Source organism: Paenibacillus phytohabitans (assembly GCF_013141775.1).
Classification (GTDB): Bacteria; Bacillota; Bacilli; order Paenibacillales; family Paenibacillaceae; genus Paenibacillus_AQ; species Paenibacillus_AQ phytohabitans.
The window spans coordinates 1-23,307 of sequence record NZ_WHOB01000066.1 but is presented as its reverse complement, the minus strand read 5'-3'; the positions used below and the strand labels follow the sequence as shown (position 1 = coordinate 23,307).

Annotated in this window: 20 protein-coding genes and 2 pseudogenes; 18 read left to right on the top strand and 4 right to left on the bottom strand. The window is 51.6% G+C overall.

Annotation, left to right across the window (positions count from 1 at the left end; genetic code table 11):
* Positions 1-57 precede the first annotated feature (57 nt).
* From GC101_RS22210 to GC101_RS22170, 9 genes are all read left to right on the top strand, one after another.
* Complete coding sequence (locus tag GC101_RS22210; RefSeq protein WP_171719074.1) at positions 58-1,416, top strand: ABC transporter substrate-binding protein; 1,359 nt, start codon at positions 58-60, stop codon at positions 1,414-1,416.
* Entirely contained in the window at positions 1,413-2,168 is a 756-nt protein-coding gene (locus GC101_RS22205; RefSeq protein ID WP_246354461.1) for a class I SAM-dependent methyltransferase, read from the top strand. The genes GC101_RS22210 and GC101_RS22205 overlap by 4 nt, the downstream gene beginning before the upstream one ends.
* A 7-nt stretch (positions 2,169-2,175) precedes the next feature.
* Positions 2,176-2,925: a class I SAM-dependent methyltransferase gene (locus tag GC101_RS22200; protein WP_171719043.1), complete on the top strand. Its 750-nt coding sequence runs from the start codon at positions 2,176-2,178 to the stop codon at positions 2,923-2,925.
* Between the two features lie 19 nt (positions 2,926-2,944).
* A complete protein-coding gene (locus GC101_RS22195; protein ID WP_171719042.1) occupies positions 2,945-3,220 on the top strand; it encodes a hypothetical protein in 276 nt (91 codons plus the stop codon).
* Positions 3,221-3,840: 620 nt separating this feature from the next.
* On the top strand, positions 3,841-5,172 hold the full coding sequence (rfbH, locus tag GC101_RS22190) for a lipopolysaccharide biosynthesis protein RfbH (RefSeq protein WP_171719041.1): 1,332 nt from the start codon (positions 3,841-3,843) through the stop codon (positions 5,170-5,172).
* A complete protein-coding gene (rfbF, locus tag GC101_RS22185) occupies positions 5,169-5,945 on the top strand; it encodes a glucose-1-phosphate cytidylyltransferase (protein ID WP_171719040.1) in 777 nt (258 codons plus the stop codon). Before rfbH ends, rfbF begins: the two co-directional genes overlap by 4 nt.
* Positions 5,927-7,045, top strand: coding sequence for a CDP-glucose 4,6-dehydratase (rfbG, locus tag GC101_RS22180; RefSeq protein ID WP_171719039.1), 1,119 nt, complete (start codon positions 5,927-5,929; stop codon positions 7,043-7,045). Before rfbF ends, rfbG begins: the two co-directional genes overlap by 19 nt.
* Positions 7,042-8,142 carry a glycosyltransferase family 2 protein gene (locus GC101_RS22175; RefSeq protein WP_171719038.1) on the top strand — a complete coding sequence of 367 codons (1,101 nt, stop codon included), beginning with the start codon at positions 7,042-7,044 and terminating at the stop codon, positions 8,140-8,142. The genes rfbG and GC101_RS22175 overlap by 4 nt, the downstream gene beginning before the upstream one ends.
* A 164-nt stretch (positions 8,143-8,306) precedes the next feature.
* On the top strand, positions 8,307-8,708 hold the full coding sequence (locus GC101_RS22170; protein ID WP_171719037.1) for a MerR family transcriptional regulator: 402 nt from the start codon (positions 8,307-8,309) through the stop codon (positions 8,706-8,708).
* Positions 8,709-8,941: 233 nt separating this feature from the next.
* Here the strand turns inward: GC101_RS22170 and GC101_RS22165 are convergent, their stop codons facing one another.
* Complete coding sequence (locus GC101_RS22165) at positions 8,942-9,304, bottom strand: alpha-helical endospore appendage domain-containing protein (protein ID WP_171719036.1); 363 nt, start codon at positions 9,302-9,304, stop codon at positions 8,942-8,944.
* Positions 9,305-9,521: 217 nt separating this feature from the next.
* Here GC101_RS22165 and GC101_RS22160 point away from each other — a divergent pair, with 217 nt between their 5' ends.
* The gene (locus GC101_RS22160; RefSeq protein WP_484549363.1) at positions 9,522-9,800 is read left to right on the top strand and encodes an alpha-helical endospore appendage domain-containing protein; all 279 of its coding nucleotides are present in this window, start codon (positions 9,522-9,524) and stop codon (positions 9,798-9,800) included.
* On the top strand, positions 9,790-10,419 hold the full coding sequence (locus GC101_RS22155; protein WP_171719034.1) for a hypothetical protein: 630 nt from the start codon (positions 9,790-9,792) through the stop codon (positions 10,417-10,419). The genes GC101_RS22160 and GC101_RS22155 overlap by 11 nt, the downstream gene beginning before the upstream one ends.
* Before the next feature lie 158 nt (positions 10,420-10,577).
* On the opposite strand, the gene GC101_RS22150 is transcribed toward GC101_RS22155, so the two are convergent.
* The 3 genes from GC101_RS22150 to GC101_RS22140 form a co-directional block, all read right to left on the bottom strand.
* Complete coding sequence (locus tag GC101_RS22150; protein ID WP_171719033.1) at positions 10,578-11,072, bottom strand: acyltransferase; 495 nt, start codon at positions 11,070-11,072, stop codon at positions 10,578-10,580.
* A gap of 130 nt (positions 11,073-11,202) precedes the next feature.
* Positions 11,203-13,350, bottom strand: coding sequence for a glycosyltransferase (locus GC101_RS22145; RefSeq protein WP_171719032.1), 2,148 nt, complete (start codon positions 13,348-13,350; stop codon positions 11,203-11,205).
* Between the two features lie 185 nt (positions 13,351-13,535).
* Positions 13,536-14,720 (bottom strand): glycosyltransferase, encoded by a 1,185-nt coding sequence (locus GC101_RS22140; protein WP_171719031.1) that lies wholly within the window; start codon positions 14,718-14,720, stop codon positions 13,536-13,538.
* Between the two features lie 181 nt (positions 14,721-14,901).
* On the opposite strand from GC101_RS22140, the gene GC101_RS22135 reads away from it, so the two are divergent.
* The 7 genes and pseudogenes from GC101_RS22135 to GC101_RS36950 form a co-directional block, all read left to right on the top strand.
* Entirely contained in the window at positions 14,902-16,026 is a 1,125-nt protein-coding gene (locus GC101_RS22135; RefSeq protein WP_171719030.1) for a glycosyltransferase family 2 protein, read from the top strand.
* Positions 16,023-17,279, top strand: coding sequence for a glycosyltransferase family 2 protein (locus GC101_RS22130; RefSeq protein ID WP_171719029.1), 1,257 nt, complete (start codon positions 16,023-16,025; stop codon positions 17,277-17,279). Before GC101_RS22135 ends, GC101_RS22130 begins: the two co-directional genes overlap by 4 nt.
* Before the next feature lie 34 nt (positions 17,280-17,313).
* Entirely contained in the window at positions 17,314-18,102 is a 789-nt protein-coding gene (locus tag GC101_RS22125) for a glycosyltransferase family protein (protein WP_171719028.1), read from the top strand.
* Positions 18,103-18,105: 3 nt separating this feature from the next.
* The gene (locus GC101_RS22120; RefSeq protein ID WP_171719027.1) at positions 18,106-19,155 is read left to right on the top strand and encodes a sugar phosphate nucleotidyltransferase; all 1,050 of its coding nucleotides are present in this window, start codon (positions 18,106-18,108) and stop codon (positions 19,153-19,155) included.
* A 177-nt stretch (positions 19,156-19,332) separates the two neighbouring features.
* The gene (locus tag GC101_RS22115) at positions 19,333-21,054 is read left to right on the top strand and encodes a glycosyltransferase (protein WP_171719026.1); all 1,722 of its coding nucleotides are present in this window, start codon (positions 19,333-19,335) and stop codon (positions 21,052-21,054) included.
* Positions 21,055-21,112: 58 nt separating this feature from the next.
* Positions 21,113-21,562, top strand: a pseudogene (locus tag GC101_RS36590) (hypothetical protein); the annotation flags it as partial.
* Positions 21,563-22,099: 537 nt separating this feature from the next.
* A pseudogene (locus GC101_RS36950) lies at positions 22,100-23,307 on the top strand (collagen-like protein); the annotation flags it as partial.

Here is a 23,307-nt window from a genome sequence, read left to right as displayed (position 1 = left end):
CCCTAAATACGATAATAATTCACAAAATAAGTCTAACATAACTAGTTAAATTTTACCATTTACGCTTGGGATATTTCTGATGACGGCAAAGTATATACGTTCCATCTCCGCCGGAACGTCAAATTCTCTGACGGTACGGCGTTTAATGCCGCTGCCGTTAAATTCTCCTTCGAACGCTGGATCAGGGATCCGGCCAATTCATTAAATGTGGCTACGGCAATGAAGTCCCTTGATGTTGTGGACGAACATACGATTACAATGACATTCAACAAAGCCTATTATCCGTTCTTAACGGAGTTATCCTTTGCCAGACCGGTACGGATGATCAGCCCTTCTGCTGTGGAGCCTGCCGGGGATATTAAGGGTACATTTGTCCAAGCGATCGGAACTGGCGCCTGGATGGCAGAGAGCTACACAACAGATCAGGAAGCTGTACTTGTCCGGAATCCGAATTATTGGGGAGAAATGCCGAAGCTGTCCAAAATTATTCTGAAGGTCGTCCCTGACCCGCAGTCCAGAGTACTGGCGCTGCAAAGCGGGGATGTTGACATTGCCGGAGGCCAACTGGGTAAAATCCCGGTCGAAAGCGTGCCGGTAATCGAAGCAGCTTCCTCATTAAGTCTGCAAAAAGCACCAGGAACTAACTCTCATTTCATGATCTTTAACTACAATACGCCCGCTCTTCAGGATCTGAATGTGCGCAAAGCTATCAATCTGGCAATCAATAAAAAAAGCATAGTTGAAGATCTTATGGACGGCATCGGCAGTGAAGCCCAAGGCTTGTTCCCGCTGACAGTCCCTTATGTAACGGAGTCCAATAATACCTGGTACGGCTTCGATCCGCAGGAAGCGGAGCAACTGCTGGCAGCTGCCGGCTACACGGATACGGACGGAGACGGGATTGCCGAGAAGAACGGAACACCGCTTGAGCTCAATTTCGTGCTGCAGCAGGGTGAATATCCGGAATGGAAATCCATCAGTGAGCTGATTCAGTCTGAGCTAAGAGAGATTGGCATTGCCGTCAATCTTCAGGTGCTTGAGCCGAATGCCTACTACGATGCGTTGTGGACAAGCAAAGCTTATGATCTGATCATGTACCGTACTTATGATGATGCCTATAATCCGCATGCGTTCCTGCTGTCCCTGTTCCATGCAACAGCTGAAGCCCCTGCTGTGGTATGGTCTGATGCTGCACTGGAATCACAAATTGACACCGCAGTAGGAGCAACCGGCCTTCAGGAACGTCAGAGCGCATATGACTCTATTTTCTCCAAAATGTATCAGGAGGCTATGTTTGCAGCTATATATTTCCCAGATGATATATTGGCAGTAAATAATAGAGTGACCGGATTCCGGCCGGGGTTCACCACCTTTACGCCAATCTTCTGGAACCAGCTGGACATAGGTGAAGAATGATGCTGAAAGAGATCTCGAAATACTGGACTTCAAGCTCGGAGAGTTATGACAAAGTCATACAGACACAATTCCGCAGCCCCAAAACCATCACTCTCTGGAAGCGGCTGCTTATGAAAGGGCTGGGGACAAAGCCCGGGCAAAAGGTGCTGGATGTAGGAACAGGCCCCGGATTTTTCTCCATCCTCTTATCACAGATGGGTCATCTGCCTACAGCCTTGGATGCTTCTCCGGGAATGATTGATAGAGCTGCACGGAATTTCAAAATTTATGGATACCAGGTTCCGGCTTATGTCGGAGATGCCGCCGGCTTGCATAAGGAGTTAGAAGATAGCTTCGATGCAGTGGTCTGCAGAGACGTGGTATGGACGCTGCCTGATCCGCAGCGGGCTTATGCTGAATGGTACCGGGTGCTGAAACCAGGCGGAACCTTGATTATTTTTGACGGCAACTATTTGTATAAAGAGAGCAAGACTGTATTCCGCAGACTTTGGTATGCTTTGTCCTGGACACTGATCCTGCTCACAGAGCAAAGAATCCGCCAGCGGAGCAGTCAAGATAAGGAGTTGTTAAGCGGCCTGCCATTCGTTAATGTACTGCGGCCTAAAGCTGATGAAGCCGCGCTGAGACAGGCCGGGTTCCGCAGCATTGATGTTCAGCGGAACTTTATCCCTGCCCGTGCGATGCCGCTGAATTATTTGAAATACGGCTATCAGAATGCAAACCGGTTCATGATACTTGCCAAGAAGGAGTGATTGATAGATGAGTATACAACAAGAGGTGGAAATGTATTGGGAAGGCGAAGCGGAACTGTATAGTGAAGGCATTCAAAAGGAGCTTAACGGATTCCAGCGGGAAGCCTGGCTGAAGCTTATCCTCGCCCATGCACCACAGAAGGAAAGATTGCATGTGCTTGATATAGGCTGCGGCCCCGGCTTCTTCTCGGTGATTCTCTCAAGTGCCGGGCATCTCGTTACTGCGGTCGATTGCACTGATAATATGCTGGAAGAAGCGCGGGCCCACACCAGCCGGGAGGGGGTGACGGTTACTTTCCGCAAGATGGATTCGCATAAGCTTGACTTTGCTGCGGAGAGCTTCGATCTGATCGTGTGCCGCAATGTCACCTGGAGCCTCACCCATCCGCTGACAGCCTACAAAGAGTGGAAAAGAGTCCTTAAGCCTGGAGGACGGCTGCAGGTCTTTGATGCCAACTGGAATCGCCATCTTTGGGACGAAGAGATGAAGCGGAAGCACGCAGAGGATCAGCAAGCCTATGTAGATAAGGGTTTCGGTGAGCTTCCACATCATAAGGATATAGAGGAGACGGACCGTCTGAGCCTTGTCTTGCCTCTGACCAGAGAGTGGCGTCCCGAATGGGATATACGGACTCTCAAGGAGGAAGGGTACTCCGCTATCTATGCTGAAGAGAATCTGAACGCCAAAGTGCTGGACGAGAAACAGCAGGTCCTGAACCGGTCAACGCCGATGTTCATGATCTGTGCTGAGAAGTGACAAAGAACGAACATAAGCTGTGGTCGAGCTGATCGATCCGTTCGGACAGCCCTCGGAGAAGCTTCTCTCTCTGGGCGAGGAACCGGGCGGAGCCGGAGCCTTAGGCAGCTTGTCATTCTCGCTGAACAACAAAGCGTATAAGGCCCTTACCGGCGGAACGGTGCAGGTGAATATCTATGATGAGTTTCAAGGGATGCGGATTCTGCTGGGAAGCCAGAGTTATCCTGTTGCTTATGAGCGGGCTGCGCCCCGGAGGACAGAGGGGGTTCCCGAACCCTCTTTCCCCGTTAACTGATGAATCGTTTGGTAAGGGCTGCAGTACATCGGTTAAATGCTAACTGCCGCTTTCCGGGGCAAAGCATTAGAAATTTTTATGAAATCCTGCACATAATACAACATTTCCTTCATCCTATCGGCCCAAACTCAAAATTGTTGTACAAAAGGCATGATTTCACCTTTCTCAAGCGACTTAGCAGGATTATTCTTGTATTTCATACAACAATCCACCAGAATACCTGGCTATCTATGAATCAAAGTTGCAAAACGTACAACATTCATGTCTACAGTGCTTCCTAAGAAGCCTTCACTCTGCCTGAAATGAATCAAGTCTATAGAGATCTAAGGCGCAGCTAACCCCATCGTTCACGATGGGGTTAGCTGCGCGACTTTATCTTTTATAATCCGTGGCCGAAGGAAACCTCTGACAGATAGAGCGCGTCAAAATGAAATGGATTATTATGTCAATCATATCCATCTCTAAAGGCGAAATAAACATATAATGTCATTTATGCCACCAGAATTATATTTGATTAGCTAAATTCCATTCCTATTCGTGTTTCCTGCCGCATATATATCCTTTACCAAGTCCACCAAATCCATAAAACGGAGAGGGCCGAACACGAAGGAGGGATTTGTTTGACCAGCCAGGCTTCCATATTCCGTGAACAAATCATTAAGCTATCCGCCGATTATTACCGCAGCCGGTGGCCGGAACGACCGTTCGTGCCGGGGCGCGATTATGTTCCCGTCAGCGGCAAGGTGTTCGATGAGGAGGAGCTGGGCAGCCTGATCGATGCTTCTCTTGATTTTCATTTGACCGCGGGACGATACACCTCGGAGTTTGAGGAACGCTTCGCCGGGCTTATGGGGAGGAAGTATGCGCTGCTCGTCAACTCCGGCTCCAGTGCCAATCTGCTGGCGGTCGCCGCGCTTACTTCGCCGCTGCTCGGGAAGCGCCGGCTGCTGCCCGGTGATGAAGTGATTACGGTCGCCGCGGGGTTTCCGACTACCGTGAATCCGTTAATCCAGCACGGTCTGGTTCCCGTATTTGTCGATGTAGACATCCCTACCTATAACATCGATGTAACGCAGCTGGATGCCGCGCTGAGTCCCAGAACCAAAGCGATTATTGTCGCGCATACTCTGGGCAATCCGTTTGACCTGGGCTTCATCCAATCCTTTGCTGACCGCCACGGCCTGTGGCTGATCGAGGATACCTGCGACGCTGTAGGGTCGCTTTATGAGGGGCAGCCCGCCGGCTCCTTCGGCGATTTGGCAACAGTCAGTTTTTTCCCTGCGCATCATCTGACGATGGGTGAAGGCGGCGCGGTACTGACATCGAACGCCCGGCTCAAAAAAATTGTTGAATCGCTGCGCGATTGGGGCAGGGATTGCTGGTGCACGCCAGGAACCGACAATACTTGCGGCAAACGCTATGACTGGACCAAAGGCGGGCTTCCTCCGGGCTACGACCATAAATATACCTACAGTCATATCGGCTACAACCTGAAGGCGACTGACATGCAGGCGGCCATCGGGGTAGCTCAGCTTAAGAAGCTGGAGGGGTTCACCGCAGCCCGCAAGCATAACTTTGAGTTCCTGAAGGCTGCTCTGAAGCCTGCAGAAGAATGGCTAATTCTGCCGGAAGCGACGGCCGGGAGCGAGCCAAGCTGGTTCGGCTTCCCGGTCACTGTGAGGGAAGGAGCGCCTATTTCGCGCAATGAGCTGGTGCGGAGCCTGGAGGAAGCGCGGATTGGCACACGTCTGCTGTTTGCCGGTAACCTGTTGAAGCAGCCGGCTTATGCGGGTGTGGTTCACCGTATCGCCGCTCCCCTGACCAACACGGACAGGATTATGAACGATACCTTCTGGTTAGGGGTATTTCCCGGTTTAAACACTGAGATGCTTAGTTACACCGCGCAGGTGATACTTGGCCTGCTCGAGGGAAAGGAGGAGAGCAAGGAATGAAGGTCGTTATTCTGGCGGGCGGTTATGGAACCCGGATCAGCGAGGAGACCGAGCTGAAGCCCAAGCCGATGATCGAGATCGGCGACCGGCCCATTCTTGTGCATATTATGGAGCATTATGCCAGCTACGGGTTTGATGATTTCGTTATTTGTCTGGGGTACAAAGGGCATGACATCAAGAAATATTTTGCGGACTTCTATTTGCAGAACTCCGATATTTCGTTTGATTACGGAAACGGCAACCAGATTACCCGCCACAACCGCCAGACGCGCAATTGGAAGGTGACACTTGCGGAGACAGGCAAGGAGGCGATGACCGGGGGGCGTATCCGGCAAGTCCAGAAATATACCGGTAACGAGCCGTTCATGCTGACCTATGGGGATGGCATTGCGGATGTGGATGTACAGAATTTACTGGCCTTTCACCAGTCGCACGGCAAATGGGCGACCATCACCGCCGTTCAGCCCCCGGGACGTTTCGGGGCCCTGGAAATAACAGGGGATGACAAGGTGGAGGGCTTCGTAGAGAAACCCAAAGGTGATGAAGGCTGGATCAACGGTGGATTCTTCGTATTACAGCCGGAGATATTCTCCCTGATCAGTGATAACAGTACGGTTTGGGAGCAGGACCCGCTCCGGGAGCTGGCCAGAAGGAACCAGCTGATGGCCTATAAGCACCACGGCTTCTGGCAGCCTATGGATACGCTCCGCGACAAGCGGTATCTGGAGCAGCTATGGCGTGAGGGAGGCCTTCCATGGATGAAGAGTTTCTGAAACGCTCTGCGTTCTGGAAGGACCGCTCCGTGTTCATTACCGGCCATACCGGATTCAAGGGAAGCTGGCTTAGTCTATGGCTTACCCTGCTGGGTGCCAGGGTAAGCGGGTATGCCTGGGACCGGGAAGAGCATGCTCTCTTCACGCTTACCGGGGGTGAACAGGAGGTCAAGACTACATGGGGGGATGTGCGGAACCGGCACCGCCTGGATGCAGCGCTGCGGGAAGCGGAACCAGAGGTTGTGTTCCATCTGGCTGCCCAGCCCCTGGTCCGGACTTCCTACCAAATTCCTGCAGACACTTTCGAAGTCAATGTGATGGGGACGGTAAATCTGCTCGAGGCGGTCTGCAGCAGCGTGGATTCCGGCAGCCGGATCAAAGCTGTCGTCAACATCACTACGGATAAATGCTACGACAATCTCGAATGGATATGGGGATACCGCGAAACGGACCGGTTGGGCGGGTATGATCCCTACTCGGCCAGCAAGGCATGCTCCGAGCTCGTAACACAGGCTTACCGCACGAGCTTCTTCCATCCGGAACGTTATGCCGAGCATGGTGTAGGCATTGCAACCGCCCGTGCCGGCAATGTCATCGGAGGCGGAGACGATTCGCCGGACCGGCTGGTGCCGGATTGCCTGAAGGCATTCGCTGCCGGGCGGCGGCCGCTCCTGCGCAGTCCGGCTGCAACGCGGCCGTGGCAGCATGTGCTGGAGCCGCTTGGCGGATATTTACTGCTGGCTGAGAAGCTGGTAGCAGAGGGAGCAGAATATGCCTCGGCATGGAATTTCGGCCCGGAGGAAGAGAGTGTGCACAGTGTAGAGAAGGTTGCAGCTAAGCTCGCTGCACTCTGGGGGGACGGGGCTGGCATCAACCTGGACCCTGCCGGTTCATCCGCGCTGCACGAGGCTGGAGAACTGCAGCTTGACAGCACCAAAGCCCATCGTCTGCTGGGCTGGTATTCATGCTGGAGTGTGGAGCAGGCGCTGCAGAAGACCGTAGAATGGCAAAAGGCGCTAGAAGCTAAACAGGATATGCGGAAGATCTGTGAGCAACAAATCCGCGAATATATGACAGACGAAATTAGGAGGGCAAAATGATTACTATCAGTCTATGTATGATTGTGCGTAATGAAGAGAACGGGTTAGGCAGATGCCTCGAATCGGTGCGGGATATCGCGGATGAAATCGTCATTGTCGATACCGGCTCGACAGACCGCACGAAGGAGATTGCCGCAGAATATGGTGCTGTCATCTACGACTTCGAATGGATCGACGATTTCGGGGCAGCCCGCAATGAGGCTTTCAGCAAGGCGACTAAGGAATATATACTTTGGCTCGATGCGGACGATGTCATTGAGGAAGCAGACCAGAAGTTGTTCAAGGAACTTAAGGAGACTCTGTCCACGGCATACCATTCCGTAAACATGCCGTACAATCTGGGGGTTGACAGTGAGGGGAGGGTGACCTCAAGCCTCCGGCGGAACCGGCTGGTCCGGAGGGACTGCAATTTCCAGTGGATCGGCCCGGTGCATGAGTATTTGGCGGCGGGGGGGCCCACGCTGGAGAGCAATATATGTATCACGCACAAAAAAGATAAAGAATACACTGACCGCAACCTGCGTATTTACCGCGGACGCGAGGCCAGGGGGGAAGACTTCTCACCGCGCGACCTCTACTATTTTGCCAACGAGCTGCGTGATCACGCACTTCATGAAGAGGCGCTCAACTATTACGGCAAGTTTCTGGAGACCGGTCAGGGCTGGATCGAGGACAATTACCAGGCGTGCCTGAAGATGGCGGAATGCTGCGAACGCCTGGAGAACAAGCAAGGAAAGATGCAGGCGTTATACCGGACCTTGAACTATGATATTCCCCGTTCCGAGTTTTGCTGCCGCCTGGGATTTGAACTGATGGATCAGGGCCGCCATGAACATGCCATTTACTGGTTTGAGCTGGCAGTCTCGCTTCCGAGAAGAGCGTCTATGGGCTTGCAGGATATGACCTCCACCACTTGGGTTCCCCATCTGCAATTATGTGTCTGCTATGACCGCTTAGGCCAGCATGTTAAAGCGAATTACCACAATGAAGTTGCGCTTTCTTATTATCCGTCGCACCCCAGCATGCAGCTTAACCGTAAATACTTCCAGGAATTTCTCGGTGACTCCTATGTAAATCTGATTAAGGCTTCTTCGTAAATGTGCAATTTCCCATAGCCGGATGGATCTACGGCCAACTGCCCTGTCAGGCAGTTGGCCGTTTTTTGATGCAAAAAAACGCAAATAGGTAATTTTACACATTTATTTCGTGGAACGCGAATACCATTAAAATATATAAGTCCACTAGAAAGAGGAGAGATGTTATGGTTCGCCATTACACGCAACTGGAATTGATCACGATATCGAAATTACCTCCGACCACAGTGAAGAGATGGTTAGAGTATTTCTCTTATTTTGTAGCCGCGACCCGTCAGGGAGACCAGGTGCTTTACCCCTATGAAACTTTGAAACTACTGAAGCGGATCAGTGAACTGCGTGCAGAGCGTTACCATCTCAGTACCATTGTTCGTCTGCTGATTGAAGACGGCTTTCCGATGTACGGCAAAGAGGACAAGAAGGAGTTGCAACCTCCTCCGCCAATGGAGATAATCAGCGCTGAGCCGAAGAAGCCGGACCGCCAGCAGCTGCTTGTCGCTTCCCTTGCCGCGCTTGCCGATGAGCTTAACCGGATTGCGGATCATCTTAACCATTTGAAGGTGCAATAAATACATGCCGGCCCGAATTCTGTGAGCGGAGCTTCATGGTTTGAGCTTGTCCATTTTGAGATCAGGATGCGTACTTTTTCTGAAGCGGGTGCAGATGAGACTTGGGATTTCAGCAGCCGGAACAGGCGGAAAGTAAGCCTGCCGCCTGAATCTAGCAATCTTTTTCTCCCGGCCTCACCATAACCCTCTACCAATCTGGTAAGAAGATTTACCGGAAGGACATCAGCGGATTGCTATTCTTCTTCTTCCTCTTCTTCTGACTCTATCATTTCGTCTTCCGCAATCGTTTTGTCCAGCCAGCTGCCCGGTTCACTCAACAGGCGCAGTATACGGTCCATTTTGCTTAGACTCAGCCATTGTCCCCGCGTGATCTCTTCCAACAGTCTGGAGGTGGTATTGTTCAATTGGATGATGTTGCGAAAGTTGATATTTCCGGGATCGGATTGCACGAAGGCCTGCATGGCTTCCGCTTCGGCATTGATTATGTGAGATAAGGACATCTCGTTGATTGCAATGGAGGCAAGCAAAAGAGAGATGCTATCCTCCCGCGTAACCGAGATATCGGGAGTAATGTTGGGAATGTTGGGCATTGACATGTAGATCTCCTCCAGAACATAAAGATTTCCGTACGTTTGATATCTGGTTATAGCTATATATACATCGGCGGCAGGTTGTCCTATTCCCTTTATTCTCTGAAATCCGTTAAATCCGATATAAGCCGGCTGAACCTTGGACTAGAGGTGATAGGGACAGGCCAAAAGCTCATATATATAACGGTAAAGAGATGAACGTAAGCGGGGAGGGAGAAAAGTGATGCTAAAGCAGGAACGGTTGATAAAAGCGGTTATTCTGGCTGCAGCTCTGGAAGAGGACGCGGTCTCGGCTCTGATCGCGGCTGAAATCCGCAAACTTGAATATGTTATTGCCGCAAGTGGAAGCTTGCCGGGAGAATCTAGTACACATAATCTTCAATCCTTACAACAGGCGGTTGCCAGAATCATCGAAGCCTTGGCGCAGAAGCAAGCCATGATCTGCCGGACACTGGACACCAGCAGGCGGCTCATGAGCGGGGTGAACGATTATGAATGCTGAATTCGGACATTCAGAGGATGAACTGCTGGTGAAAGCGATCCATAAAACCGTGGGACAAATTGAGCTGTTGAAGCAAACCTGTCAGCGGCTCTCAGTCAATGCGGATGCGGAGCTGGCCCGGTTTATGGCGGAAACGCACCGCCTGCTTGAAAAGGCTCAAGCAGCCGGCCAAGGCCCGGAAACAGAATCGCCAGATCGCAGAGTAAAGGACTATGCCTTCATAAAGAACGATAAGAACGACGTACGTCCCGCCGCTGCTCCATTTGTATCCAAGCGTAAGCTTATCTATTCACCCGGGAAAGCGGGCCGTCTTACACTTAAGCACCCGCCGCAGGTCAAGCGCAAGCGTGTTTACCGCAAGAAGCGAAGCCGGCTGGAACGCACGCGCACCTCAGGAGACCGCGCCCTGTTGCAGCGGCAACGTACACTGCGGCAGCACACGGCACAGCAGCCACGGGTGTGGCAGGGAGCTGCCGAGCATCAACCGAAGCCGCGGCGTCTGCAGCCGCAGCAGCCGCCCAAGGTACTGCGCCATATTATGCCGCAGCAGCCGAAGAAGCCGGATGTATATTCAGGAATTATAACCTCCCAGAACCTGAAGCGGCCACGAAACATGTAGATTGTATCCCTTCTCTGGTGGACTGCTTGTACAGAAGCTGAAATAGCGAAACGCCACAGGAAGTTTTCTGGCACAAGGGCCGTACGTTCTCCTGAAGCGTTATCATTCACCACGAAATCCGCTACATCCACAGTGTGGCCCCGGCTCTGCTGCAGCTGTCAGCCGCCGGGAAGCTGCCATTCTCCGGCTTCAGGGTCGTAGCTGTCCACGACTCTGGCGGGATTGCCCGCAGCGATGCAGAAGTCCGGCAAATCGCCGGACACCACGCTGTTGGCTGTGACCCTGCAGCCTTTGCCAATCGATACGCCGCCAACAATAACACAGTGGGCGCCGAGCTCGCTGCCGGCACCGATCCTTACACTCTGAGTGCTTGAGGTAATCCACTGGTCCCGGATAGGGATGCCGATATTGCGGTATTGATGATCGGTGTCGGCAATATATACATCAGGTCCAATGATTACATCCTCCTCCAGAACGACGCTATTGGCGGCGGCAATAATCAGATTCCGGCTGCACTTGCAGCCGTCGCCTATTGTGATTTTGGGCACTGTCCCTTGGCCGGGAATGAGGACTGTGAACCAGCTGTTCTCAAGGATGAGCACATCACGGCCAATGGAGATCTCCTCCGGGCAATTGATATCGGTTTTTTCCATGATGAGGCTATCTGATCCGTATTTATAAAAACGGTTTATATGAGAAAGACCGATGCTCTCCATATTCGAAATCCCCTCCCTGAAATTATAGGCTGGGCCGTTCTCCGACCCGCCCGGTGTCGCGGCTGTTTCAGACAAGCCCGTGCTTGGCCTGAATCATTTTCACCCTTGCCTGAAGATCGCCAAAGTACGCTTCATCGCGGTAGGCCGCAGTAAATATCTCTTCGAAATCCCCGGGCTTCAGCTGTTCGAGGTGCCGCTCCAGCATATAATTGTACCACCAGAGCAGAAAGGTGTAGGCGATGTGTTTTTTCTCGGCAGCTAACGCAGAGGCTTCCAATCCCTTATCCAGGAAGTAATTAAGGATATTTAAATAGGAATTGATAAATGTCTGGGCGAAGCTGTATCCGCCGGTGATCTTGCCGCTGCTGGACAGCAGTTTGCGGCGATAAACGCAATAATCCGGTGTTATATTGAGAATGGAGAACTCCAGATAGACCTGGTTAAGATTTGAATGGAAAAAAAGGTCAGGAGTGGGGATTTGTTCAAATTCCTTCCTGCGCATGATAATTCCGGACATAAAGGTACTGTAAATGGAAACATGCTGTACATAATTGCTTATGCCTGCCGCCCGGTCAATCTGCCCGCTGTTACGAAGGATATCCAGGAAGATCAAGCTGCAGTCCCGGTTCTGTTCTGTAATACTGCACAAGGCTTCAAGAGAGCCCGGGAGCCAGTAATCATCGTCACCGTGAAGCTTGATAAATTCACCGTGGGCATAACCGGCACACTTCAGGAAATTATAGTCCGCGCCTTCGTTGCGTTCGTTGCGGAAGTAGCGAAGGTTGGAATAACGTGATTGATATTTCCGGACGAGCTCCTGAGTGCCGTCCGGGGAGGCATTGTCGGAAACGATTACCTCGAAATCTTGCAGTCTGGCGTTCTGGCTATAAATACTGTTCAGACAAATATCCAGCTCTTGTTCACGGTTATAGGTAGGAATGCAGATGCTGAGGAGTAGGGGCGGGCTGGGGTCTTCCGCAGGCAAGACGTCTTCTTCATCGGATGAGACACCGGTCTTCCGCCACCGCCGGGTTATAGGATCATACTGTTTGATAACCCGTGCCGGGGTACCGGCCGCAACACAATAATCGGGAATCACTGTGCCGGACACTACGACCGAACCTGCACCAATGACACAGCCTTTACCGATGGACACCTGTCCGGCAATTACGGTGTTCATACCGATCCAGCTTCCCGAACCTATGGTTACAGTATGGCTCCAGGAATCCACTCCCTGCTTTCTGATAGGGAGATCGGGGTTCTGATAAGCGAGGTTGTGGTCCGAGATATGCACATTGGGGGATATGATCACCTGGGAACCGATAGCGATACGGTTGACCGCCGACAGGTTGCACCGTCGTCCGATATCGCTTCCCGTACCGATGATAATTCGCGGATCTCCGCTGTAATTGTCATAGGGAAGCATCATCCAACAGTCAGACTGCAGCTTGACACCGTCGCCTAGTGAGATACCTCTCGTACCGAAGAGGTCACATGTAGGGTGAATATTACATCCGCCGCCAAGCCGGTGGAACTGGTGCTTGCCAAGGCTTTTACCATAGCCATAAGACTCCATGAAGACTTGTCGGGCTTCGGCGAAACCGTTAGCTGTATTCACAAAACCGCAATCATGCAGGCACCAGGGCAGATGCTGTCTGGGGATGCCTACTTCATAACCGCTTGCGATAAACTCCTGACATTGTGAGGCGTCATAGAAATGCCAGCCGTCAAACCAGTCTTGGCGCCAAGGGAGGTCATACTGTGTGGCCAGCAGCAATCCGTCGAGTGCCTCTACACTTTCGTAATCTCCCGTTGGCTGCAGGAATTCCAGAGGTTTCAGCATACCGGTATGACTGTCAATCACTTTACCGTATTTTTGTTCGGCATCCCACCAAGTCACAGAGGACGGTAACGCTTTAGCCCCAACGGTTCCCAGAATACCCAAGGCCGGATAATCAGAGAACAAGCGGACGATATCTGCAATAAAATGGTGGTGGAGGATATGGACATCCTGATGCAGATATACCTTGTACTTGGCATCGGACTGGCGCATTGCCCCGTCGTAACCGGCCGCGAGTCCCGAAGCACCCGTCACGATTTGAATATCTACGGTAAATCCTTCCGGAATCTTTAATTGCCAGAGATTTTTTTTGCAGCGTTCCGCTAGCTCTTCATTGTTCACACACATGATAAAACAAACTTTACGGTCATCCATGTCGCTGAAATCCTCTCCTTTATCCGCAAGGTCCGACCCACAATTAATGGACTTCCCGGACTTGCGGCCTGCGGTTTCGTCATTTGCCTGAGCATAATATATGTATATTCAGGCAATCCCCAAACATCAATCAAATTTAGCAAAGATACATATAATTTGACCACTCTCTATAATCTACGGGAATATCAATGGATAACAGGTACATCAAACATTTTATATCGGCACAGGTAGAATCGCGGATTTGACATCAGCAGCGCATATTGACGGTTTATCCAAGAATTCAGAGACTCCTCGGTTTGAGGGAGATCGGCCGCCCGATTCCACTCCTGGCGGTTCAGAATGTGCAGGAGCGGTTCAGTAGAACGTTCGGCGGTAAGCTGGTGGTACTCGGACAAGCCCTCAAGCATTTCCGTCTGCGGGGCGCCCCGGACAAGCATTTGCTCGATCAACACAAATGCGCAGTCCGAATGAGTGTGCAGCACATTCAGAAACGGAATAAGAGATCCGGGCGAGAAGCAGGCGGCAGAATCGTGCGCCATCACAAACTTCCCGCGTGCCATATCTACTGCTTGGGGGAGAGGGAGGCTTCCAACGGTGGAAGCCTGATTTCGGAGATAACGGAAGCTGTGGTACAGACTCCCGTAGTGGCTTGCCACTTCCTCAGTTTCGTCTGCAGAAGCATCGTCCAAGACGCAGACCTCGATTAAGCCGGCATCATCGGTCTGTGCATAAATAGATTCCAGACAGCGCCGCAGCTCATCGGCCTGATTATAAACCGGTATGCAAATAGACAAAAGAGGCTCCTTTCTCCTGCGTTCCAGGAGCTCCCGGGCCTGAGCTTCGCTTTTTACCCGAATCCACTCTCCGCTTGAAGGTTCGTAGATTCGCCGGAATACAGCCGGATTGCCAGCGACGACGCAGTAATCCGGCACATCCTGCAGGATAACGCTTCCTGCGCCGATCACACAGCCTTTGCCAATCTTCACGTTGCCCAAAATGGAGGAATAAGCGCCGATCCAGGAGCTTTCACCAATCGTTACCGAGGACACCCCGTTTACTCCCTTCTCCCAAGGCTGCTTTGCGTCTGTTATAAACACGTGGGGACCGGTCATCACATCCGCTTTTAATTCAACCTTGTGTAGTGCCGTTATCGTCAAATTGCGATTGCATTCACAGCGGTCTCCGATGACGATTCTGGGTGAGCCATCCCGTGCAGGAAAGGGGATATCTAACCGATAGCCCTCCTTTACCAACACCTCTGTGCCGAACGCCGTCTGCTCCGGTAACGAAAATACACCGTCTGAGGCAATCTTACAGCCTGATCTGTAGCGGTAGAAGCGATAGTAGAGCGAGGGAGAAATAGTATCCATGAAGATCCTCCTTTAATCAACAATAGGGTACATGCAGGTAGTGAATCTATTCTAGCTTATGAGTCGAAACAGGAATCATGCGAAGCAAATCCGGTCGAATGATCCGTCAGAGACAGCATATATATAAACCAGAAATCCGGAAAATCCGAATTTTAAGAATCTGCAAGAAGGAGGAGCATACTTGCCGACCATCAGTTTGTGCATGATTGTACGCAATGAAGAGAAGAGCTTGGGGCGATGCTTGTCATCAGTCGCGGATATTGTGGATGAGATGGTAATTGTGGATACCGGCTCCACAGACCGTACGAAACAAATTGCAGCCGACTTTGGCGCGCATATCTATGATTTTGAGTGGATTCAAGATTTCGCAGCAGCACGCAATTATTCGTTCAGCCAAGCAACCTGTGAGTATATCCTATGGCTCGATGCGGATGATGTCATTGAAGAAACCGACCGGGAACGGTTCAAGGCTTTGAAGGCCTCTTTATCTTCCGAATATCATTCGGTTTCTATGACCTATATTCTATCCGCAGATGACGATGGGAAGCCTTTAGTAACCTTGAGGCGAAATCGTCTGCTCAGACGCGACTGCCAGTTCCAGTGGATTGGCGCCGTACATGAATATGTTGAGATTACACCACCAACGCTTCAGAGCGATGTCTGCGTCACACACAAGAAAGACAAGGAATATACAGAACGCAATTTGCTGATTTACCGGAAGATGAAGGCCGAGGGTCAGAAATTCTCCCCGAGAGACCGACTATATTTCGCCAACGAGCTGTACGATCATGCCCATTATCAAGAGGCGTTGGAGAACTATAAGCTCTTCCTGTCCGAGGGCGAGGGATGGATAGAGGACAATATTCAGGCGTGCATTCGGATGGCGGACAGTTATGGGGCACTTGGAGAAAAGAATAAACAGCTGCAGTCGCTGTGCCGTACGTTCGACTATGATCTCCCGCGCTCGGAAGCTTGCTGCAAAATAGGCTATTATTTCATGGAATTACAGCAGGTTGAAAAGGCGGTTTACTGGTTCGAAATTGCGGTGTCCTTACCGAAGAGGAATGATCTGGGTATGGAGAATGAATCTACCCGAACCTGGCTTTCCCATTTGCAGCTCTGTGTCTGTTATGACAAGCTGGGCGATCATAAATATGCTGACTATTGTAATGAAGTTGCACTCGCGCAATATCCTGCTCATCCCAGTGCCCAATATAACCGGAATTATTATACAAAACTGCTGGGCGACAGCCACGTGGAGATAGACGGCCTATTACTTGAGGAACGAAAGGAGTTGGTCCAATGAAGACGAGTATCATCATTCTCACTCTTAATCAGCTTCCCTTAACCATTCAATGTCTGGAGAGCATCAAGCGCGGAACTCCGGAAGAGCATGAGATCATTATTGTCGACAATGCCTCCAAGGACGGAACAGCGGATTACCTGAAGTCACATTATCCGGAGATCAGGCTGATTGAGAATGCGGAGAATTTGGGCTTTGCCAAAGGATGCAACCAAGGGATCGAAGTAGCGGACGGGAATCAGATTCTTTTCTTGAACAATGACACCGTAGTTCCGCCCGGGTGGCTGGCACCCATGCTCCGCGCACTGCACAGTGATCATGCGGTCGGGATGTCCGGACCTGTAACGAATTATATCAGCGGCCATCAGTGCGTTCCCGTAACCTACAGCGAACTGAAGGATATGGAGGGATTTGCAAAAGAATACTGTGAGGCTAAACGCGGCTCGGTACAAGAAGTCCGCCGTCTGATTGGCTTCTGTCTGCTGGTCAAACGCAGCGTCCTGGATGAAATAGGATGGTTCGATGAACGTTACGGCCTGGGCAATTACGAGGACGACGATCTTTGCCTCAGGGCAATTCAGCAGGGCTACAAGCTGCTTATTGCAGAGGATTCGTTCATTCACCATATTGGCCATGCCAGTATGGGACAGAATCCTTCCTTTGATTTATCCACGCTGCTGAAGCAGAACGCGAACAGAGCTTTTCAGAAATGGGGGGCTAAAATTCACTCATTGATTTACGCTCCCCCCATAAGCCTATGCGTAGGGATTATATCTTCAGGCAATGAAGCTGCGCTGGAGGATACGCTGGCTTCATTCACAGATTTGGCGGAGCAGATTATTGTGGTAAACCGTTCAGGAAATGAACGCATAGCCGAAACAGCCGCCCGGTATAACCGGCAGGTCTATTCCGTGAAAGGTGAACTGAGCGTGCAGCTGTGCCGGGAATGGATCAGCCGTATGTCGACAGAGCCTTATATTCTATGGCTTCAAGAAGGTGATTATCTGACGGCAGATGAACGCCGGAGGTTCACAGGGCTTAAGCTTTCCCTGTTCCACCAGTACCAAGTAGTGTCTCTTCGTGCTGCAGATGGTGCCCGCTATATGACCAGGCAAACTGGCGAGAGGATTTTTCCGGAGGAAATTGAACAGCCGCGCCTAAGCACTTTTTTTGGCTATGCCAGCGCAGTAACCATTAGCAACCGGCTTGAAAAGGCAGGCATGAATGCTTCGGCGGCGGTGTCATCCGAAGCATAGGCAGTGGTAACCCATTTTGAATTGGAGGGGAATTATGGAACAGGATCTCGTTACGATTGCAATATTGGCCAAGGACAAGGCGCATGTGCTACCGCTCTATTTGCAACTCATTGAGAAGCAGACCTACCCGGCTTCGCGAATCAATCTGTATATCCGCACGAACAACAATAATGACCGCACCAAAGAAATTCTTGAAGAATGGGTAGAGCGTGAAGGCGGGAGATACCATGAGGTACATTTTGATGCCAGTGATGTGGAAGAACCTGTACAGGACTATACCCCGCATGATTGGAATGATCTCCGGCTTAGGGTGATGGGGAGAGTAAGGCAGGAATCCATAGAATGGGCCAAATCGAGAGATTCTCATTATTTTGTGCCGGATTGCGATAATTTCATCATACCGGAGACGCTCGAGCGTCTGCTCACTACTCATTTGCCGGTCGTCGGCCCTTTGCTCAGAGTGGCTGAGTCTCCTTTAAGCTATTACTCTAATTTTCATCATGAGACGGATGATTATGGATATTTCAAATCGTCAGGTCTGTATATGGAATATCTATTTCAGCATGTAAAGGGACTGGTGGAAGTTAATGTTATTCATTGTACCTATCTGATGCGCCGCGAAATTCTGGATCATGTCCAGTATGAGGACGGCAGCGGCCGCCACGAATATGTCATTGTGAGCGACGGTCTGAGAAAAGCAGGAATCCCGCAGTATCTGGACACCCGTAAGAAGTATGGAATGCTGACCTTCTGCGATACGGAAGAACAGTTCCTTCCGCTCGATCTTACGGGCGATAATTTCGAACAGCGGAATGGAGGCTGAGCCATGAAGCTGGTACTTCTATCCGGCGGCTCAGGCATACGCCTGTGGCCGCTCTCCAGCAGTATCCGAAGCAAGCAGTTTCTTCAAGTGCTGCCTGCACCAGGCGGTGGACACGAATCGATGCTTCAGCGGATCTGGCGGCAGTTGTCTGCTGCGGGGCTTAACCATGAAGCTTATATCGCAACGTCAAGCGGACAAGAAATGCTGATCCGGAAGCAGCTTGGGGCTGCGCCCCCGATCATTATTGAACCCCGGCGAAGAGATACGTTTCCGGCGGTGAGTCTTGCTGCAGCCTTTTTGAATTCCGTGGAGAAGATTTCCCCCGAGGAGACCGTTATTGTCTTACCGGTGGATGCATATGTGAGTGATGACTTCTTCTTCAAGCTGCTTGAACTGGATAACGCCCTGCACCACTCCGGTGCGGAAATTGCTTTACTTGGGGCAAAGCCGAACGATCCTTCAGAGAAATATGGATATATTGTTCCGGATACCAGTTCTGTTTCCGCCACAAGGACTCAGGCAAATCGGACCTATGTGTCCGTTGATCGCTTTGTCGAGAAGCCGGATAGGATTGCGGCGGAGGCGCTGCTGGCGCAGCAAGCAATGTGGAATTGCGGCATCTTCGCCTTCCGGCTCTGCGATCTGCTGAAACGGCTAGAGAATTCAGGGTTTCCGACGGATTATGTGGAATTACAGAAGCAATATCATCGCCTCCCCAAGAGCAGCTTCGATGTTGAGGTATTGGAGGGAAATAGCCGGCTTATCTGTGTGCCCTATCTGGAAAGCTGGAAGGATCTGGGGACTTGGAATACCTTGTCTGAAGAGCTTGCCTCCCCTGTTCTAGGACGGGGTCAGATCAGTGCAGATTCAGTAAATTGCCAGATTGTCAATGAGCTAGACATTCCGGTGATGCTTGTGGGGCTGGACGATGTAATTGTTGCAGCAGGTCCCGGGGGGATTCTCGTTGCCCGTAAAGATGCAGCGGATTACCTTAAACAGCTGCTTCCTGTGCCAGATATCGAGAGCCGGAAGGAAAGCGTTCATAGCGACTAACAGGCCCCAAAAGCACTATGCCCGTCCGACTTTATCCGACATTGTTCTACGTCTGCGGTTCGCATCATAAAGTATAGATGTGATGCCAAACTCCACTAACATCACCACATCCGGCCCATCCGTAAGGTCCGGTAGATCCACAATCGAAAGGAGGCAGCTCCAGCATGACCGATAGCAATGGTAGCGAACATCCCACTGATCTCTTTATGCATGATCGTCAAAGATGAAGAACCGTGGATTGCGCGCTGTCTGCTCAGCGTACGGGACAGTGTGGATGAGATCATTGTCGTGGACACAGGCTCCCATGACCGGACGATGGATATTGCTCATGGTTTAGGAGCGAAGGTCCTGCAATTCCCCTGGAAGGAGAGCTTCGCAGAGGCGCGCAATTATAGTCTCCGCCATGCCACGGGAGAGTGGGTGCTGTGGATGGATGCAGATGAAGAACTCGCTACTGGTGACGCGCCGAAGCTTAGGCAGGTAAGAACAATCAAGGACAGCAAGCTCGCTTCTCTCGAAACGGTCCATTTCAATGGCGCATATCGGCCGCAGCCTGATGAAGCTTACCGCTTGGCCCAGTGCCGCCTATTCCGTAACGGAGAGGGAGTCCATTTCACCGGCGGTATTCATGAGCAGCTGAGCTTGTCCGGACAGCATGCTACTACGGACACAAGATCGCCAGTCTTGTTGCCGGTCCGGCTGTTCCATTATGGCTATCTGCAATCTATGACATCCCTGAGGTCCAAACATGAACGCAATCTGAAGCTGCTGCAGCAATCCATTGCAGATAATCCGAATCCCGATCCGTGGAGTCTTTATCATATAGCAAGTGAATATCAACGGATTGGGGAATACGCGCTTGCCTTCCGGCAGGCCAATTACGCTATTGCCACGTCACTGGGTCAGAGCAAGCTGCCTCCTTCACTCTTCTATAAGCTTAAATATGGTTGCTTACTGGCATCAGGCAGCTTCAGGGAAGGCTGGCCCGGCATTGACAAGGCGATCGGTCTCTACCCGGATTATGTGGATCTGCATCTTTATAAAGGAAGCATTCTGATGCACATCGGGCAAACGGAGGCCGCGATCTCCGCTTTCGAGCATTGTCTGGTTCTTGGAGAAAATGCTCTTCAATATATGATTCTCAAAGGAGCAGGAACCTTCTATCCCTGCTATTACCTGGGCAATTGCTATGAAATGCGAGGGTTGCCCGGTGATGCTGCTGTCTGGTATCGCAGAGCGCTGGAGTATTCGCCTGCATTCGTGGAGGCTGCACTTAAGTTATCGCAGCTGGGTGGAAGCGAGCAAGTGCCAGAACGGCTACAATCGGGCAACCGCGCCCCCTCCGTACCTTCTCTTCGGAAGAGTTCTTTTCGTTCAGCTACACCCCCGGTAAAGACTTGGTCAGTGGTAGTGCTGCTGGGCGTGGATGACGTTCCGCTCACCGCTCTTCGAAAGTGGGCTGAGAGCTGGCAGCCGTTCGCGGATGAATGGATCATTATCGATGCGGGAATGGGTGAAGATGGGCGGAAGCTTGCCGGTGAACTGGAAGCGCAGGTGATTCATTTCCCTATTGAAGAAGATCCGTCTCAGCTCTGGGAGAGAATGAAGGAGGTTCTCACGGCTACATATGTGCTGTGGCTGAATCCCTATGACGAAATGAGCGGAGAAGACCGGGAAGTATTGAGTGACATGAAGAAGTCACAAGATAGCCAGCAAACTATGTTCTCTCTTAATCTATGCTTGCAAGAAGAAGAATTAGACCGGGAACTCTGGGTTGTCCAGAGGAATCGTCTGGCTCACCAGGAGACCATACTTGGTTGTAATCCAATCAGCGGAGAGTTTATTGCTGTTCCGGGAAGTATGAGCAGGAACAGCTCCATATGGCTTCGAAAATGGTAAAAATGCCCAAACGGATAGATGTTTATAAGAATTAGTTTAGTGAAAGGGGAAAAGGATTATGAGTATCGGAGCAACAGGAGCAACGGGACCAACAGGATCACCGGGAAGAAGAGGTGATGACGGAACTAACGGCGATAACGGTTTTGACGGTAATACAGGAGCTACGGGGATAACGGGCGCTGGTGCTACCGGTAACACAGGAGCTACGGGGATAACAGGCGCTGGGGCTACCGGGAACACAGGAGCTACGGGGGTAACGGGCGCCGGGGCTACCGGAAACACAGGAGCTACGGGGATAACAGGCGCTGGGGCTACCGGGAACACAGGAGCTACGGGGATAACGGGCGCTGGGGCTACCGGGAATACAGGAGCTACGGGAATAACGGGTGCTGGGGCTACCGGGAACACTGGGGCCACCGGATTTACAGGCTCTATTTCAAGTATTTTTGCAACATTTACAGCCTTTTCACCTACATCGGCTACCACCGATAATACACCTATTGGAACTTTTCAAGTATATGATCAAGATCCCAATGCATCTATACAACTACTTGATAGCAATACCTTTGTATTGCCGGGAGGCCATCAATATTATGTCTCATATGAAGCTTCTATAGCATATACGAGCACCGCTGCACCAGGACTTGGTTTGCTTTATGATGGTCTATTATCCTCTGCATCGACAGTTTATTCAGGTGCTATAGGAGAATCACCAAGATTTATAAGTCCAGTATCTGCTGTGCGAATCGTAGATGCTACACTCGGTCCATTGAATTTGCAGGTTGTGCTTTTAAAAGCAGGCACCGCCACTTCTTCAAACGTACAACATGCTCCTTCATTCCGAAGTGCCGCAGTTACCATTTTCGCTTTAAATTAATAGTTTTAGGAACTGATCTTTCTTGGGTAGATTTTGAAACGGATACCGTCCTTATTACAGAGGATGTGTACCCGTTTCTTAATTATCTAAGAAAGAAGAGACATGTTCTTGGGATGAAGGTTTTGTCTTGTCTTGTGATTCAGACCAGCGAGGAGTTGATAACATATGATTGGAGCAACCGGAGTTACAGGACCTACAGGACCTACAGGTCAAACTGGCGGTGTTGGGCGTACGGGAACTCAAGGTGCCAGAGGGACTACAGGGCCGCCAGGAAGAACAGGTACCGCAGGTAGTGTAGGTGATACCGGATCTACAGGAGTCACTGGGGCGACAGGGTTCACAGGTCTAACAGGAGTGACTGGGCTTACGGGAGTGACTGGAGTAACTGGACTCACTGGTGAGTCTGGGGCAACAGGACTCACTGGTGAAACAGGCGCAACGGGGCTTACAGGTATTCCGGGAGCCACAGGTGAGACAGGAGAAACCGGAGCGACGGGGCTTACGGGTGAGACGGGAGCAACCGGGCTTACGGGAGAAACGGGAGCGATGGGGCTTACGGGTGAAACTGGGGCAACGGGGCTCACCGGAGAAACGGGAGCCACAGGTGAGACGGGAGAAACCGGAGCAACTGGGCTTACGGGTGAAACCGGAGCGACCGGGCTTACGGGAGAAACCGGAGCAACTGGACTTACGGGTGAAACCGGAGCGACCGGGCTTACGGGAGAAACCGGAGCAACGGGGCTTACGGGAGAAACCGGAGCGACAGGGCTTACGGGTGAAACCGGGGCAACTGGGCTTACGGGAGAAACCGGAGCAATAGGGCTTACGGGAGAAACCGGAGCAATAGGGCTTACGGGAGAAACCGGAGCAATAGGGCTTACGGGTGAAACGGGAGCAACGGGGCTCACCGGAGAAACGGGAGAGACGGGGCTCACAGGTGAAACAGGAGAGACGGGACTTACGGGTGAAACGGGAGCAACGGGGCTCACGGGTGAAACCGGAGCGACGGGGCTGACGGGTGAGACGGGAGCAACAGGGCTCACGGGTGAAACCGGAGCGACTGGGCTGACGGGTGAGACGGGAGTGACGGGGCTTACCGGTGAAACCGGAGCGACGGGGCTGACGGGTGAAACGGGAGCGACTGGGCTTACTGGGGCAACGGGGCTCACCGGAGAAACAGGAGCCACCGGTGAGACGGGTGAGACGGGAGCGACCGGGCTTACCGGAGAAACGGGAGCGACCGGGCTAACGGGTGAGACGGGAGCGACAGGGCTGACGGGTGAGACGGGAGCAACGGGGCTCACCGGAGAAACAGGAGAGACTGGACTTACGGGTGAAACCGGGGCGACGGGGCTAACGGGTGAGACGGGAGCGAC

What these genes read in the sequence shown, in the direction of transcription:
- GC101_RS22205 (WP_246354461.1), top strand. Translation starts at nt 1,413, where the DNA reads ATGATGCTGAAAGAGATCTCGAAATACTGGACTTCAAGCTCGGAGAGT.
- GC101_RS22200 (WP_171719043.1), top strand. Translation starts at nt 2,176, where the DNA reads ATGAGTATACAACAAGAGGTGGAAATGTATTGGGAAGGCGAAGCGGAA.
- rfbF (WP_171719040.1), top strand. Translation starts at nt 5,169, where the DNA reads ATGAAGGTCGTTATTCTGGCGGGCGGTTATGGAACCCGGATCAGCGAG.
- rfbG (WP_171719039.1), top strand. Translation starts at nt 5,927, where the DNA reads ATGGATGAAGAGTTTCTGAAACGCTCTGCGTTCTGGAAGGACCGCTCC.
- GC101_RS22175 (WP_171719038.1), top strand. Translation starts at nt 7,042, where the DNA reads ATGATTACTATCAGTCTATGTATGATTGTGCGTAATGAAGAGAACGGG.
- GC101_RS22170 (WP_171719037.1), top strand. Translation starts at nt 8,307, where the DNA reads ATGGTTCGCCATTACACGCAACTGGAATTGATCACGATATCGAAATTA.
- GC101_RS22165 (WP_171719036.1), bottom strand. Translation starts at nt 9,304, where the DNA reads ATGTCAATGCCCAACATTCCCAACATTACTCCCGATATCTCGGTTACG.
- GC101_RS22160 (WP_484549363.1), top strand. Translation starts at nt 9,522, where the DNA reads ATGCTAAAGCAGGAACGGTTGATAAAAGCGGTTATTCTGGCTGCAGCT.
- GC101_RS22155 (WP_171719034.1), top strand. Translation starts at nt 9,790, where the DNA reads ATGAATGCTGAATTCGGACATTCAGAGGATGAACTGCTGGTGAAAGCG.
- GC101_RS22150 (WP_171719033.1), bottom strand. Translation starts at nt 11,072, where the DNA reads ATGGAAAAAACCGATATCAATTGCCCGGAGGAGATCTCCATTGGCCGT.
- GC101_RS22145 (WP_171719032.1), bottom strand. Translation starts at nt 13,350, where the DNA reads ATGGATGACCGTAAAGTTTGTTTTATCATGTGTGTGAACAATGAAGAG.
- GC101_RS22140 (WP_171719031.1), bottom strand. Translation starts at nt 14,720, where the DNA reads ATGGATACTATTTCTCCCTCGCTCTACTATCGCTTCTACCGCTACAGA.
- GC101_RS22130 (WP_171719029.1), top strand. Translation starts at nt 16,023, where the DNA reads ATGAAGACGAGTATCATCATTCTCACTCTTAATCAGCTTCCCTTAACC.
- GC101_RS22125 (WP_171719028.1), top strand. Translation starts at nt 17,314, where the DNA reads ATGGAACAGGATCTCGTTACGATTGCAATATTGGCCAAGGACAAGGCG.
- GC101_RS22120 (WP_171719027.1), top strand. Translation starts at nt 18,106, where the DNA reads ATGAAGCTGGTACTTCTATCCGGCGGCTCAGGCATACGCCTGTGGCCG.
- GC101_RS22115 (WP_171719026.1), top strand. Translation starts at nt 19,333, where the DNA reads ATGGTAGCGAACATCCCACTGATCTCTTTATGCATGATCGTCAAAGAT.